The following is a 13,031-nucleotide window of genomic DNA, read 5'->3' on the forward strand; positions in this document are numbered from 1 at the left end:
GCGATCTTGATACGATACATCTAGAACGTACGGGAGGTACTACATGGAGTACAGAGAGCGAATCCAAGTCACCTTGGACTACATCGAAATGAACTTGGATCGACCGATTACGATGAATGAGTTGGCGAATGTGGCGTGTTTTTCCGTGTTTCATTTCCATCGGTTGTTTGTGTTGACCGTGGGGGATACGGCAGCCGATTATCTGCGCAAGCGTCGGCTCTCCAAAGCGGCCGTCGCGTTGCTGAACTCGAACCGGCGGGTGATCGACATTGCGTTGGAACACGGGTTTCAATCGCATGAGACGTTTGCCCGCGCGTTCAAACGGGAGTTTCAGATGACGCCCGTCGAGTGTCGCAAACGCAGAATCTCGCTGGCTCTGCAACCTGTCGCGACGCTGGCTCCGCTTTCCCGTCTACCCGAAGGAGGAATTCTAATGACCCCGAACATCGTGACGAAACCTGCTTTTAAACTGATTGGCTATGGACTGGAAACCAACATCAACGAAGGGCAAAACCACACGGACATTCCTGCTTTTTGGAACCGTTATATCACGGAAGAACTCGGCGCCAACGTCCCGAACAAGTTGCGCCCTGAAGTGGAGTTGGGAATTTGCACGAACTTCCAGCCGGAGACCGGGCAGTTTACGTATGTCATCGGGTTTGAGACCGATACGTCTGAAAATGTGCCGGACGGCATGATTTGCGTGACTGTGCCGGAAGCGACGTATGCAGTCTTCACCACCCCGAAAGCGTCTGATCGCGAGTTCAGCTCCTCCATTCAAAACACCTGGGCGCGGGCGTTCCAAGAATGGTTCCCGACCTCCGGCTACGAACAGGCGGGCACAGGGGAATTCGAGTGGTATGACGAGCGTTGTATGTCGGAAACCGACAAACAGATGGACATCTACATCCCGATTCAGAAAAAGGAAGCGTTGAACCCTCAAGCGTAGGGAGGGTGCAAAAAAACCACCGTAGAGCCACGGTGGTTTTTTTCTATCTCCTGAAACTTTTTGCCGAGTTTTCCGTATATAGGGAAAATAGAACGTTGGAAAAAAGGAGACTCTCATGTTCGGAAATCGAGCGAAATCCACAGAACTGTCTGCGGAGAATTCATTTACTTGTGCGCCGTTGCTCGCCGTGATGTTTTTGGTGGTTGTGGAGTTTTTTCATAATTTCTATCAGGACGACATCAACCGGCTGATCCTGTGGCTGACTCATGCGGATCGCGTGCCGAGTTATGTGTCGATCTTCGTATCGATTGCGATCTTGCTGTTGATCGGGCTCTTGTTTGATCGTCAGCACGACGTGGCGATCGGGGAGGAGTACATCCAGATCGGCAATTCGCCGCTGCATTTCTACCGACCGGATGAAATCCGCGAAATCAAGCTCAAAAACGGTCTGCTCACCATCCGAACCCACACGTTTCGGATCTGGAAGTGGTACCATGTCAAAAAACCTCAGCGGGACGTTGCGCATCGCATGTTGTGCGAGTGGGCGAATGAGCATGGGATTTTGTACAGGATTATGTAAGGGCTTTTTTCTGAACGGGGATGTACAGGTCGACTTTGACTTTTCCCTCCGGGTCGTCCGCCGGGTTGTTCATGCAGAATTCGAGGCAGGGTCGGGCATCTGCCACATACTCGCTTGCCGGCAGCCATTGCCCGAACATCATTTGAAAAACGCCTCCCAACTGATCGGCGGTGTCGTAAAATTGGCAGAGGGCGTACAGGCCGCCGTCTAGCGTTTGAAACTTCACTTCGGGATGAGACTCGCGATCAAACCCCGGCGGCACAGTCACGCACGCATCATAGCGGCAGGCATGAGCTTCCACCGTTGCGGGGTCATCCAGCGAGATGCCGATAAACGATTGCTGCGGCGGGAACAATCCATTTTTCACAGCCCATTGCGAGAGTTGGTCCCACGCACCGCCGGTTTCCGCATAGCTCCCGACATGTCTGACAAATGCGACTTCAAAATCGGGTAGTTCTTTGATTGTGATGTTCATGTTCGATTCTCCTTGAGAAGTAATAGTGATTGTCTTCATGGTAACAAGTAAGCGAAAGAGTTACAATAAAAATAACGATACATTTCTTGAGGAGCGAATGCGTATGACGACCCCAAAAAAACCTCCGATTTTGCTGGATTTCCCCGACCGTTTCGAAACCGACAGACTGCTGGTTCGATTGCCGTTGCCGGGGGATGGACAAGAGACCTACAAAGCCATGATGGAGAGCATGGACGAACTGAAACCGTGGATGCACTTCGCCCATAACAACCAGACGGAAGAGGACGTCGAGCAAGTCATTCGGGAGGCGCACGTCAAGTTTTTGCAACGTTCCGATTTACGTCTGATGGGGTTTCATAAGGAAACGGGCGAGTTGGCCGTCTCTTCCGGACTACATCGCATCAACTGGGACTCGCGGGTGTTTGAAATCGGCTATTGGGTGCGAACCAAGTATGCGAACCAAGGCTTGGTCACGGAACTCGTCAGCGGTCTTGAACAGTACGCAATCCGCGAGTTGCAGGCCAACCGAATCTTGATCCGTTGCGATGCCCGCAATGAGCGCAGCGCAAAAGTCCCGGAGCGATTGGGTTATACGCTGGAAGGGATCATGCGCGGTGAGGAGTACGACGTGTACGGGCAACTCCTCACCGATACGAAAGTCTACGCGAAAGTGCGCGGACACGAATTCTAGCAACCAAGTCGGTTTGAGTGGGCTTCGCGAACCGTTTTAGCCCTCTCTCATTTAGGCAATCCTGAACCTGTTTACGAAAAGTCAGGAGGACTCCCGCTATGAACTACAGAATCGAAAAAGACACCCTCGGTGAAATACAAGTCCCGGCCGACAAGCTCTGGGGCGCACAAACGCAACGGAGCAAGGAAAACTTCCCGATCGGCACGGAGCAGATGCCCATCGAAGTGATCCGCGCCTTCGCCATTCTCAAACGCAGCGCCGCTCTCAGCAACCACAAACTCGGCAAGCTCGATCAGGAAAAAACCGACGCGATCGTTCGCGCGTCGGACGAAATTCTCGACGGTCGCTGGGATGAGCACTTCCCGCTCGTCGTCTGGCAGACCGGCAGCGGCACGCAATCGAACATGAACGTCAACGAAGTGATTGCCCATCGCGGCAATCAACTGTTGGAGGAAGCAGGCAGCGCAACCCGTCTGCATCCCAACGACGATGTCAACATGTCGCAAAGCTCCAACGATACGTTTCCCACCGCGCTCCACGTCGCAGGCGTCCTCGCCGTCGAAGAGCATCTCTTGCCCGCCCTGCGCAAACTCAAAGACACCCTGCACCAAAAAACAACCGAGTTCGCCGACATCATCAAGATCGGACGCACCCACCTGCAAGACGCCACTCCGCTCACGCTCGGGCAAGAGATCAGCGGATGGCACCATATGCTGGAAAAATGTGAAGCCATGATTCAAACCAGCGTCCAAACCATGAAGGAACTTGCCATCGGGGGCACAGCGGTCGGAACCGGGCTCAACGCGCACCCGGAGTTCGGGAATTCGGTCGCCGCTGAGATTTCCCGGTACTTGAACAAATCCTTCACCTCTGCGACCAACAAGTTTCATGCGCTCACAAGTCACGACCAAGTCGTCTACACACACGGCGCTCTCAAAGCCCTCGCCGCCGATCTCATGAAGATCGCCAACGATGTCCGCTGGCTGGCGAGCGGTCCGCGCAGCGGGATCGGGGAACTGACGATCCCCGCCAACGAACCGGGAAGTTCGATCATGCCGGGCAAAGTCAATCCGACGCAGAGTGAAGCGCTGACGATGGTCGTCACACAAGTCATGGGCAACGACGCGGCGATCGGGTTTGCAGCGAGCCAAGGCAATTTTGAACTCAACGTGTTCAAGCCTGTGATCATCTACAACTTCCTGCAATCGGTCTCTTTGTTGGGAGACGCGATGACCGCATTCAACGACAAGTGCGCGGTCGGTATCGAACCCAATCGGGAGCAGATCGACCACAACCTGCACAATTCGCTCATGCTCGTCACCGCCCTCAATCCGCACATCGGCTACGAGAACGCCGCCAAAATCGCCAAACTCGCCCACGCCGAAGGACTCTCGCTCAAGGAAGCCGCTCTGAAAACCGGCTTGCTCACCGCGGAACAGTTTGCGCAATACGTCAACCCTGCGCACATGATCGGACCGCTGGAAAATAAATGATTCATTTATCAGCCGCCCGTCATTGATTCCCAAGCCCTCCCTATGGTGAGATAGAATCCATAGGGAGGTTTTTTTATGAAGAAAAAAATCGGCATCGTCTCGCTCGTCACCGTCCTGCTTCTGGTGATCTACTGCGTTACCACCTACAAACTCATGAATTCGCGCACGTACCAAGTGTTCGGGGAGATCGTCCCGCGTGTCGAGACCACGCAAAAAGTTGTGGCCCTGACGTTCGACGACGGTCCCACGGAGTACACGGACGAACTTCTCAAGGAGCTGGACGACGCAGGCGTGAAAGCGACTTTTTTCCTGATCGGCAACGAGATCGAAAAGCACCCTGACGAAGCGAAGAAACTCGTCCAAGCGGGGCACGAAGTCGGTAATCATACGTACTCGCACAACCGCATGGTCTTCAAATCCCCGTCCTACATCTCCACGGAAATTGAAAAAACCGACGCGCTCCTTCGCGACGCCGGTGTCCAGGGCGAGATCCTGTTCCGCCCGCCCAACGGGAAAAAACTGCTGTACCTGCCGTACTACCTCAGCCAACACGAGCGCAAGACGATCATGTGGGACGTCGAGCCCGATTCGTTCGACGACATCGCATCGAGAGCCGACAAGATCGTGGACTACACCGTCCAGCACGTCCAACCCGGCTCGATCATCCTCCTCCACGCCATGTACGACTCGCGCCAAGAATCGCGGAAAGCGGTGCCGGGCATCATCTCGGCGTTGAAAGCACAGGGGTACGAATTCAAAACCGTTTCTGAACTACAGAATATTTCGACAAAACCGTAACTTTTTCCAGTCAACGACGTACTAAACAAGCAAGGAGGTGGTTCCCATGTGGTTTTACTTCTTGCTTGGAGGAGGCGTTGTTCTCGCCTTTTTCGTCTTGCGCTGGTTGGACAGTTTCGACGGATTCCGCAGCGCCAAATCAAAATCGCTGCGAGATGCCAGTCGAAACCTCGATTATATTGACGACGCACGGGAGAAAAGCAATCACAACCCGTTCACCTATTAATCCGCCAATCTCATGCTGTATACTGAGGATAAGAATTCCAGCAGGAGAGAGGACGTGACTCTGCATGGACATCCGGGTATACGCGACATGGGAGCAAGCAAGTCGTCGCGCGGCGGAGCAGGTCGTGGAGATCGTGCGCCGCAAGCCGAACGCTGCGATCTGTTTTGCGACAGGCAACACGCCGAAGTTGATGTACCGTGAACTGGTGCGCGAGGAGCAAGCGGGGCGGGTGTCACTGGCTGACATCCGTGCCTTTGCCCTCGATGAGCCCGGCACGGTGCCGGAGTCTGGCGTGCCGTTTTTTCGGGCGTTTTTGGACGAGCATGTGTATGGGCCGGTCGGGCTTCGGGAGGAGCAGATTCATTCCTTGAACCCGAGGGCGCAAGACCTGAACGCGGAGTGCCGCCGGTACGAAGCGGCCATCCGTGCAGCGGGCGGGTTCGATCTGGTGATTCTCGGCGTTGGGTTGAACGGTCATCTCGCCTATAACGAACCCGGCAGTCTGCGAGATTCCCGCACGCGTCGAGTGCCGCTCGCGGAGACGACGTCGCAAGTGACGTCCTCGTACTTCGCGGGGGAGTCGGACTTCGACTGGGGTTTGACAGTCGGGCTTGCCGATATCTTGGAAGCCAAACATTTGCTGGTGCTCGCCAACGGCGCGGGCAAAGCGGACATCGTGCAACAGGCGTTGGAAGGGCCAGTAGGCGTTGGCGTGCCGGCTTCGTTTTTGCAAGAGCATTCCGGCGTTCAGTGGTTTTTGGAATCGGAAGCAGCGTCGAAATTGCGCGGAAAAACCCTCTCTTAGGAGAGGGTTTTTGAATAGCATGGAGTGACCAGAGGAGGGATTCACCCATGCGACCCAAACCGCGCAAGAAAACGACTGCCAAACTCAAAGCGAAAGCCAAAACCAAAACCACCGTGAAAAAACGCTCTGTCCCGAGCGTTACGTTTCGCGACCGTGTCGAAGCGGACGATGCGTTTCTGATCCAAGTGACGCGAGAAACGATGAAGGAAGTATTTGAAAAGTCGGTGGGCGTGACGTTGACCGACCGGATGATTCTCAGCCAGATCAAGGACAGCGGCACCTCGTTGATCATCGAACAGGACGGCAAGCCGATCGGCTATACGTCGTACACGGTTTACAAACCCAAGCATATGTACTGGGGAGCGCTCGTGCTGGCGAAATCGGCACAGGATCAGGGCATTGGCTCCCGCATCTGCGAGAACATGTTCAACCACGCGGAGTTCCTGGGCTGCGAGGTCATCCAAGGCCACGTGCAGGTCGAAAACGCCGTCGCCATCAAGTTCTGGAAGCGTCACGGGTTCGAAATTGTCGGCGGTCCGACGTCGGGGTCGTATGAAATCGAGAAAAAACTTAAATAAATCGCATCTACCCTCTTTCAATGTAACAATGTTTCATGTAATATAGGTTGTAGAAGACAACCACTTTTTAAATGAGAGAGGGAGTATACCGATGCATCCGAACAAGCAATTGTTGATCAATTTCTACACCGCGATTCAGAACAACGATGTGGAAGCTCTGTCGGACTGCTACCATGAGGAACTACACGACTCTGACGAAATTCTGGATGACCTCTACAGCAATGACGCACGAGCGATGGTAAACTGGTTTGTGAGCACCCGTGAGAAAGCCCGCGTCTTGGGCTTCCGCATCCTCGACGTAACCGAGACCCACGGCCGCGCCCGCTGGGAGATTGAGTACCGCTCGGCACGTTCGGGCCGGATCAAGCGCCGCGACATCGAATCGGAATTCCGCTTCGAGAACGGCAAGATCGTCTGGCACCACGATTACTTCGACTGGGGCCGTTGGGCTCGCCGGGCGTTTGGTCCGGAAGGCACCGTGGTTTCCTGGGGTCCGATCGTGGATCGAGTGGAGGAGCGGGTCGAACGCGTCTGTGAACGCGTCGAAGATCACGTGGAACGAATCGACCGCAAAGTGCGCCGTACCGTTGACGACTATAGACACAATTGGAACTACGGAATTGACATTAACGTGAACGGGAAGGAAATTCGCATCACAACGGGAAAAAGAAGATACGACAGGTAGAGACAAGAGAGCTCACAATCGCCTGAAGCGGTTGTGAGCTTTTTTTGCAGAGAGAAAGGGTAGGGGAGAAAAAGGGATGCAACATCCGAATGAAGGTTTGCTGGACAAGTTTTACTCCGCGTTTCGAGATAACGATTACGCGTCGTTGGCCGAGTGCTATCACGAGGACGTGCAGTTTTCGGACGACATGTTCGTCAACTTGCGCGGAGGGGAGGCCTTGGCGATGTGGCACCTGTTCACGCACACGGCAAGCGGGGAGCGGCGGATGACGTTCCAAGTCATCGACGCGGACGATCACCGTGGACGGGGTCGTTGGAGCATCGATTACGTGTTCTCGCGGACCGGTCGAGCGGTACACAACGACATCGAGTCGGAGTTTCGCTTCGTGGACGGCAAGATCATCTCGCATCACGATTCTTTTGATTTCAACCGCTGGGCCAGACAAGCGTTCGGTGTGGCAGGCTTCTTCATGGGGTTCCCGCCGATGCGCAGCCGCGTGCAGAAGAAAATTCGCCTCTCGTTGGATGAGTACCGCGTGAAGGTTGGCTTGTAAGAAAAACCGAAGGGCTGAGGAGCCCTTCGGTTTTTTTAGTAATAGCGGCGGGCGCCCATGTAGTGGGGGGCCCAGTAGGTGTTGGAGAGGGAGTAGACATAGACGCCGCGGGAGTTGGTGGCGGAGATAAATTTGTTGTGACCCAAGTAGAAACCGACGTGCGAGATGTGGCTGGGGTTTTCAAGCGCGAAAAACACCAGATCTCCCGGTTGCAACTGCGATTTGTACACACGATAGCCCATCGTGTACATGTGACTCGCCGTTGTGCGCGGCATGTTCACACCGAACTTTTGAAACATGTAATACACAAAACCTGAACAGTCAAACCCGCTCGGAGAGGCACCGCCCCATTTGTAACGAACATTCGTGTAGCGATAGGAATCGTTTACCAGCATTCGCTTGATCAGGGCATGGGACATCGCCCGGCGAGTCATCGGACCGTAGGTGCCGGTGACAGGAAGACTGTACGCGCGTTGAAAGTTTTTTACGGTCGCCGTGGTGTACCAGCCGTAATACCCGGTGGCATGATGCGGATATTTGAAATACCCCAACACCGACAAATTGCGTTGCAAGAGCGAGACGGAATACCCACGCGATCCGTAATGCAGCGAGCTGGTCGCAGTCGGAACCGCGGCGTCGTCTTCAAAGCCGGGCAGTGCGTCTTGAATATCGATTGCCAGCGCTGAACCGCTTCCGGTGAACAAGAGAGTCAGCGCCAACATTACGCCGATCAATCCGCGCCATGTAAACCTCATGAGTGCAAAGACCTCCTCCGAATGATCAAAAAATCTCCCTCCTACGATACCCCCCGTCCCCCCTGAACATGCAAAAAAAGCCGAGCCCACAATCGTGGCACTCGGCTTCTTTTTATGTTATCATTCAAGGTCGAAGTATTTGCTAAGTTCCTGTACATCGTCGGTCTCACGCAGAGCGGTCATCAATTTGATGCGCGCTTTCTGCCCGTTGAGGCCGTTGGAGAAAAGTACCCCTAAGTCGCGCAGATGTTTGCCGCCGCCCTCGTATCCGTACACGTCTTGCACAATCCCGTTGTAGCAACGCGATACCAAAATGACCGGGATGTGCATCGACAGGGCCCGTTTGATGCCCGGTACGACGCCAGGCGGTACGTTGCCTGCCCCCAGTGCTTCGATCACCAAGCCTTTGGCTCCGTTGTCGAGCAGGCATTGCACGAGCAGATCATCCATGCCGACCGCCATTTTGAGCAAGCCGACTTCGGCGATGAGATCGTCGACGGGGATGTGGGCATGCGGTTTGGGAACGTGGCGAATTTGCACAGAGCGTTTGTCGAGGAATCCAATCGGGCCTACGGTCGGGGATTGGAAGGTCGCAACGTTGGACGTATGCGTCTTGGTCACAAACCGTGCGGCGTGAATTTCATCATTGAATACGACCAGCACCCCTTGGCCGACCGCATCTGTGGAAGCGGCCGTTCGCACCGAATTCAGCAAGTTGAGCGGGCCGTCAGCACCGAGTTCGTTCGACGAGCGCATCGCGCCCGTGACGATGACCGGCTTGCCCGGAGGCAGGATGAGGTCGAGGTAGTACGCCGTTTCTTCGAGCGTATCCGTCCCGTGGGTGATGACGATGCCGTCCACGTCCTCGCGTTGCAAGCGCACCAGAACGGCTTGACCCAGATCGCGCATCATCGCCGGCGTGAGATGGGGACTCGGGACGTTGGAGAACGCTTCCACCGAAACGTCTGCGTATTCGGCGAGTTTGGGTACGGCTTTGGTCAAATCGGCGGCATCGGCGACAGGGCGTACCGTTTGCGTCGCTTGGTCTTCAATCATGGCAATCGTGCCGCCGGTGGTCATTACAAGTATATGTTTCAAGAAAACATCCACCTCTCGTGGGTTGCAAACCAGACTTCTTCTCTGGATATTATGCCCTGCTCATGCACGCGGTGTCAAAGCAGGAGTTTGAACGGTAGGACTTGAATTCAGTAATGGGGAGGGGTCTGTCTTGAACATTTTCTTGCTGATTGGATGTGCAGTGGCTCCTGCACTTGCACTTTTGTCCTATTTTTATATTCGTGACCGTTATGACTCCGAGCCGTTGCGGCTGGTGGGGTTGTTATTTTTTGTAGGGATGGTTTCGGCGTTGCCGGTGATGTATATCGTGCATTGGTTGGACGGATATATCGTTTCGCCGTACGTTCACACCGTACTGGTTGTCGCCGTCGTCGAAGAGCTTTCGAAGTTTTTGCTGACCTATTGGCTTGCCGTGCGACATCATGAATTTGACGAGGAGTACGACGGCATCGTCTACGCCGTCGCTGCGTCGCTCGGGTTTGCAACGGTAGAGAATATCATAAAAGTCCTCGCGCTCGGGTGGGACGCTGTGGCGTTTCGAACTTTGTTCACGGTGCCGGGTCATGCGCTGTTCGGCGTGATTATGGGCTACTACCTCGGCAAAGCGAAATTTGCCGACACTCGCCGTCAGCGCTGGGTCAACGGACTGCTTGCGTTTGGCTCGCCGTGGTTGATTCACAGCACGTACGATTCGCTGTTGATTTCCGAACAGACGTGGTTGGTGGCGCTGACAATTCCGTTCATGGTCGGGCTCTGGATCAACGGCTTGCGCAAAGTTCGGGCGGCGCAGGAGCGGTCGCCTTTTAAACCGCTTGAAGAGAATGTTCGCGATGTATAAAGGAAGAGAGACGCGGCAACACTGGGTGTCATCACTCGCCCTATGAGGAGCTGACATTCATGCCGGAACAAACCGACCGCGTCAAAGTTCACATTCGTTGCAAGAATTGTGGAGAGTCGTTCATCTTGCGCGGCATCCGCGATTATCGAGGCCAAATCGACACAGGGTTTAAGCGTTGCCTGTGTGACAACGAATCGTCGTTTGATATCGAAACACTCGTCTAAGGACGGGGAAAGGGAGAACCCGAAGCATCGGGTTCTCCCTTTTTTTGCCTTGGATAGCTCTGCTCCTTCCACTCCACAATAAGACAAGAACACCGATTTCACACAGTTGGAGGGGGTACTATGAGGAAAAAGTGGAGGTTGCTGGCGGCGGCGCTGACTGTGGCAACGGCCTTCGCGTGCGTGGCTGTCGAGCCTCGAATGGAGCAGTCAAGCACGCACCAATCCACGTTCACCACTCGCACGCTCGTCAAGGGCAGCGCTGGTACCGACGTCCGTGAACTGCAAGGCAGACTCAAGTTACTCGGCTATTATAAGGGCGCGATCGACGGATCGTTTGGATGGGGTACATACTGGGCGGTCCGCAATTTCCAGTACAAGTTCGGCATGAAAGTGGACGGCAAAGTCGGCGCGAAGACCAGAACCAAATTGGTCGCCGCCACCAAAAAGTACAATCCCTACGCAGGCGGTGGAGGGACGGCCGCCAAGCAACCTGCGGCCCATTCGACACCGACCGCTTCGTACAGCGGGCGCAACGTGTCGGCCAACGACATGAAATTGATCTCCAACGCCGTCTACGGGGAATCTCGCGGTGAACCGTATGTGGGGCAAGTCGCCATCGCGGCGGTGATCTTGAACCGTCTGGAGAACCCGAACTTCCCGCATACGGTGCCGAGCATCATCTTCCAGCCGGGCGCTTTTACCGCTGTGGCGGACGGTCAGATCTGGTTGAGCCCGAACGAAAATGCCAAAAAAGCGGTCAACGACGCGCTGCGCGGTTGGGACCCTTCCAGCGGCGCCATCTATTACTTCAACCCGGCGACGGCCACGTCGAAATGGATCTGGTCACGCCCGCAAATCAAACGCATCGGCGCGCACATCTTCTGCCGATAGTTTCGGAAAGGAGGGACTCACGCGATGTTTTCCCGAATTACATCCTTTGTCATCGTCATCGCCTTGGTGGTCGCCGGCTTCTGGGGCTACCGTGAGCATCGTGAGAAACAAGCGCTGTTGTTGAAAGCGGAGAACCAATACCAACGCGCGTTCCATACGTTAAGCGATCATATGAACTTGCTGCAAGACGAATTGGGCAAGTCGCTCGCCGTCAACTCCAAACTGCAATCGACCTCGTCGCTGACCGAAGTGTGGCGTCTCTCGGCACAAGCGCGCAGCGACGTCGGCGAACTGCCGTTGTCGTTGATGCCGTTTAACAACACGATGAACTTCCTGAACGATGTCGGGAATTTCTCGTATCAAGTCGCGGTTCACAACGAGGACAAAAAACCGCTGAACGACCAAGAGTGGAACACCTTGCAAGAGATGTACAACCGCTCCAAACGCATGGAAAAGCAACTGTCCGCGCTGCAAACGGCGGTCATTCAAAAAAACCTGCGCTGGATGGATGCAGAACTTGCTCTGGCGCAGACCGATAAAAAAACGGACAACGTCATCGTTGACGGTTTCAAATCGATGGAGAAGCAAGTGAAAAGCGAAAAGCCTCTGACGTTCTCGCCGACGATCACGGGGATTGGTACGCGCAACAAGACCAACGAGAAGACTCTGACCGGCAACCCCGTCGATGAAAAAGGCGCGGCGCAGGCGGTCGCTTCGTTCCTCGGACTTCCGGACACATCGGGAGTCGTTGCCAAGAAAAACGGCAAGGGAACCCCGTACTCTTCGTACTCGGTGACAGCCAAGTTGCCGCAGGACGGTCAAGCGTATTTTACGGTCACGCAGAAGGGCGGGCACATCACCAACTTCATGAACAACCGCGAAGTCGGCGATCCGAAACTCGATCTGGACCAAGCGGGGAACAAAGCGTTGGCGTATCTGAAGTCGAAGGGGATTCATGGAGACGCGATCATCCGTACCGACCAGTACGACAGCGTGGGCGTGTTTGAAATTGTACCGATGCAAAACGACGTGCGGATCTATCCGGAGCGCACCACGGTCAAAGTGGCGCTTGATACCGGCGATGTCGTCGGTCTGGTCTCACAGGATTATGCGTTTAACTTCAAGGCGAGCCGTCAGATTCCGGCCGCGAAGGTTACGGAAGCGGACGCACGCAAGTATGTCTCGCCGAAAGTGCAGATTCACGAGGTCCATCGATCCATCGTCAAAGACGAACTGCAACGCGAGCAACTCTGCTATGAGTTCATCGGCACGATGGACAACGACACCTACAAAGTCTACATCAGCGCCATCGACGGCAAGGAAATCGGCGTCGAGAAGCTCAAGATGTAGATCATATAGCAACCGCGAGACAGGAAAAAGAGGGCCGGAGATACCGGGCCCTCTTTTTTTCGC

The 13,031-nt window shown here is 54.8% G+C and carries 17 protein-coding genes; 14 read left to right on the plus strand and 3 right to left on the minus strand.

The window, feature by feature from the left end; genetic code table 11:
* The first annotated feature begins 43 nt into the window (after positions 1–43).
* Together JJB07_RS14120 and JJB07_RS14125 are read left to right on the plus strand one after the other, a co-directional pair.
* Positions 44–949, plus strand: coding sequence for an AraC family transcriptional regulator (locus tag JJB07_RS14120; protein WP_201636093.1), 906 nt, complete (start codon positions 44–46; stop codon positions 947–949).
* 115 nt (positions 950–1,064) lie between these two features.
* Positions 1,065–1,529: a hypothetical protein gene (locus JJB07_RS14125; RefSeq protein ID WP_201636095.1), complete on the plus strand. Its 465-nt coding sequence runs from the start codon at positions 1,065–1,067 to the stop codon at positions 1,527–1,529.
* Here the strand turns inward: JJB07_RS14125 and JJB07_RS14130 are convergent.
* The gene (locus JJB07_RS14130; RefSeq protein WP_201636097.1) at positions 1,522–2,004 is read right to left on the minus strand and encodes an AraC family transcriptional regulator; all 483 of its coding nucleotides are present in this window, start codon (positions 2,002–2,004) and stop codon (positions 1,522–1,524) included. The genes JJB07_RS14125 and JJB07_RS14130 overlap by 8 nt on opposite strands.
* Before the next feature lie 103 nt (positions 2,005–2,107).
* Here JJB07_RS14130 and JJB07_RS14135 point away from each other — a divergent pair, with 103 nt between their 5' ends.
* From JJB07_RS14135 to JJB07_RS14170, 8 genes are all read left to right on the plus strand, one after another.
* Positions 2,108–2,695, plus strand: coding sequence for a GNAT family N-acetyltransferase (locus JJB07_RS14135; RefSeq protein WP_201636098.1), 588 nt, complete (start codon positions 2,108–2,110; stop codon positions 2,693–2,695).
* Between the two features lie 98 nt (positions 2,696–2,793).
* Positions 2,794–4,188: a class II fumarate hydratase gene (fumC, locus tag JJB07_RS14140; RefSeq protein ID WP_201636100.1), complete on the plus strand. Its 1,395-nt coding sequence runs from the start codon at positions 2,794–2,796 to the stop codon at positions 4,186–4,188.
* A gap of 75 nt (positions 4,189–4,263) precedes the next feature.
* A complete protein-coding gene (locus JJB07_RS14145; RefSeq protein WP_201636102.1) occupies positions 4,264–4,986 on the plus strand; it encodes a polysaccharide deacetylase family protein in 723 nt (240 codons plus the stop codon).
* Between the two features lie 46 nt (positions 4,987–5,032).
* Positions 5,033–5,212 carry a hypothetical protein gene (locus tag JJB07_RS14150; protein ID WP_201636104.1) on the plus strand — a complete coding sequence of 60 codons (180 nt, stop codon included), beginning with the start codon at positions 5,033–5,035 and terminating at the stop codon, positions 5,210–5,212.
* Positions 5,213–5,276: 64 nt separating this feature from the next.
* Positions 5,277–6,017 carry a glucosamine-6-phosphate deaminase gene (locus tag JJB07_RS14155; RefSeq protein ID WP_201636106.1) on the plus strand — a complete coding sequence of 247 codons (741 nt, stop codon included), beginning with the start codon at positions 5,277–5,279 and terminating at the stop codon, positions 6,015–6,017.
* A 47-nt stretch (positions 6,018–6,064) separates the two neighbouring features.
* Complete coding sequence (locus JJB07_RS14160; RefSeq protein ID WP_201636107.1) at positions 6,065–6,595, plus strand: GNAT family N-acetyltransferase; 531 nt, start codon at positions 6,065–6,067, stop codon at positions 6,593–6,595.
* Between the two features lie 91 nt (positions 6,596–6,686).
* Complete coding sequence (locus tag JJB07_RS14165) at positions 6,687–7,280, plus strand: nuclear transport factor 2 family protein (protein ID WP_201636125.1); 594 nt, start codon at positions 6,687–6,689, stop codon at positions 7,278–7,280.
* A gap of 76 nt (positions 7,281–7,356) precedes the next feature.
* Positions 7,357–7,833 (plus strand): nuclear transport factor 2 family protein, encoded by a 477-nt coding sequence (locus JJB07_RS14170; protein WP_201636127.1) that lies wholly within the window; start codon positions 7,357–7,359, stop codon positions 7,831–7,833.
* 35 nt (positions 7,834–7,868) lie between these two features.
* On the opposite strand, the gene JJB07_RS14175 is transcribed toward JJB07_RS14170, so the two are convergent.
* The gene (locus JJB07_RS14175) at positions 7,869–8,588 is read right to left on the minus strand and encodes a C40 family peptidase (protein ID WP_201636129.1); all 720 of its coding nucleotides are present in this window, start codon (positions 8,586–8,588) and stop codon (positions 7,869–7,871) included.
* Positions 8,589–8,708: 120 nt separating this feature from the next.
* Positions 8,709–9,686, minus strand: a complete 978-nt coding sequence (locus tag JJB07_RS14180) for an asparaginase (protein WP_201636131.1) — start codon at positions 9,684–9,686, stop codon at positions 8,709–8,711.
* A 130-nt stretch (positions 9,687–9,816) separates the two neighbouring features.
* Between JJB07_RS14180 and JJB07_RS14185 the strand changes: the two genes are divergently transcribed.
* The 4 genes from JJB07_RS14185 (at position 9,817) to ypeB (ending at position 12,968) form a co-directional block, all read left to right on the plus strand.
* Positions 9,817–10,503 (plus strand): PrsW family glutamic-type intramembrane protease, encoded by a 687-nt coding sequence (locus tag JJB07_RS14185; protein WP_201636133.1) that lies wholly within the window; start codon positions 9,817–9,819, stop codon positions 10,501–10,503.
* Positions 10,504–10,562: 59 nt separating this feature from the next.
* On the plus strand, positions 10,563–10,727 hold the full coding sequence (locus JJB07_RS14190) for a hypothetical protein (RefSeq protein ID WP_201636135.1): 165 nt from the start codon (positions 10,563–10,565) through the stop codon (positions 10,725–10,727).
* Positions 10,728–10,847: 120 nt separating this feature from the next.
* Positions 10,848–11,618, plus strand: a complete 771-nt coding sequence (sleB, locus tag JJB07_RS14195; RefSeq protein ID WP_201636137.1) for a spore cortex-lytic enzyme — start codon at positions 10,848–10,850, stop codon at positions 11,616–11,618.
* 24 nt (positions 11,619–11,642) lie between these two features.
* Positions 11,643–12,968 carry a germination protein YpeB gene (ypeB, locus tag JJB07_RS14200; protein WP_201636139.1) on the plus strand — a complete coding sequence of 442 codons (1,326 nt, stop codon included), beginning with the start codon at positions 11,643–11,645 and terminating at the stop codon, positions 12,966–12,968.
* The last annotated feature ends 63 nt before the right edge of the window (positions 12,969–13,031 follow it).

It is taken from the genome of Tumebacillus amylolyticus (assembly GCF_016722965.1).
Lineage (GTDB): Bacteria > Bacillota > Bacilli > Tumebacillales > Tumebacillaceae > Tumebacillus > Tumebacillus amylolyticus.

Excerpts from the sequence above, each read along its gene's own strand:
- JJB07_RS14175 (WP_201636129.1), bottom strand. The coding sequence starts at position 8,588 with ATGAGGTTTACATGGCGCGGATTGATCGGCGTAATGTTGGCGCTGACT.
- JJB07_RS14125 (WP_201636095.1), top strand. The coding sequence starts at position 1,065 with ATGTTCGGAAATCGAGCGAAATCCACAGAACTGTCTGCGGAGAATTCA.
- sleB (WP_201636137.1), top strand. The coding sequence starts at position 10,848 with ATGAGGAAAAAGTGGAGGTTGCTGGCGGCGGCGCTGACTGTGGCAACG.
- JJB07_RS14120 (WP_201636093.1), top strand. The coding sequence starts at position 44 with ATGGAGTACAGAGAGCGAATCCAAGTCACCTTGGACTACATCGAAATG.
- JJB07_RS14150 (WP_201636104.1), top strand. The coding sequence starts at position 5,033 with ATGTGGTTTTACTTCTTGCTTGGAGGAGGCGTTGTTCTCGCCTTTTTC.
- JJB07_RS14165 (WP_201636125.1), top strand. The coding sequence starts at position 6,687 with ATGCATCCGAACAAGCAATTGTTGATCAATTTCTACACCGCGATTCAG.
- JJB07_RS14190 (WP_201636135.1), top strand. The coding sequence starts at position 10,563 with ATGCCGGAACAAACCGACCGCGTCAAAGTTCACATTCGTTGCAAGAAT.
- fumC (WP_201636100.1), top strand. The coding sequence starts at position 2,794 with ATGAACTACAGAATCGAAAAAGACACCCTCGGTGAAATACAAGTCCCG.
- JJB07_RS14145 (WP_201636102.1), top strand. The coding sequence starts at position 4,264 with ATGAAGAAAAAAATCGGCATCGTCTCGCTCGTCACCGTCCTGCTTCTG.
- JJB07_RS14155 (WP_201636106.1), top strand. The coding sequence starts at position 5,277 with ATGGACATCCGGGTATACGCGACATGGGAGCAAGCAAGTCGTCGCGCG.
- ypeB (WP_201636139.1), top strand. The coding sequence starts at position 11,643 with ATGTTTTCCCGAATTACATCCTTTGTCATCGTCATCGCCTTGGTGGTC.
- JJB07_RS14170 (WP_201636127.1), top strand. The coding sequence starts at position 7,357 with ATGCAACATCCGAATGAAGGTTTGCTGGACAAGTTTTACTCCGCGTTT.
- JJB07_RS14130 (WP_201636097.1), bottom strand. The coding sequence starts at position 2,004 with ATGAACATCACAATCAAAGAACTACCCGATTTTGAAGTCGCATTTGTC.
- JJB07_RS14160 (WP_201636107.1), top strand. The coding sequence starts at position 6,065 with ATGCGACCCAAACCGCGCAAGAAAACGACTGCCAAACTCAAAGCGAAA.
- JJB07_RS14135 (WP_201636098.1), top strand. The coding sequence starts at position 2,108 with ATGACGACCCCAAAAAAACCTCCGATTTTGCTGGATTTCCCCGACCGT.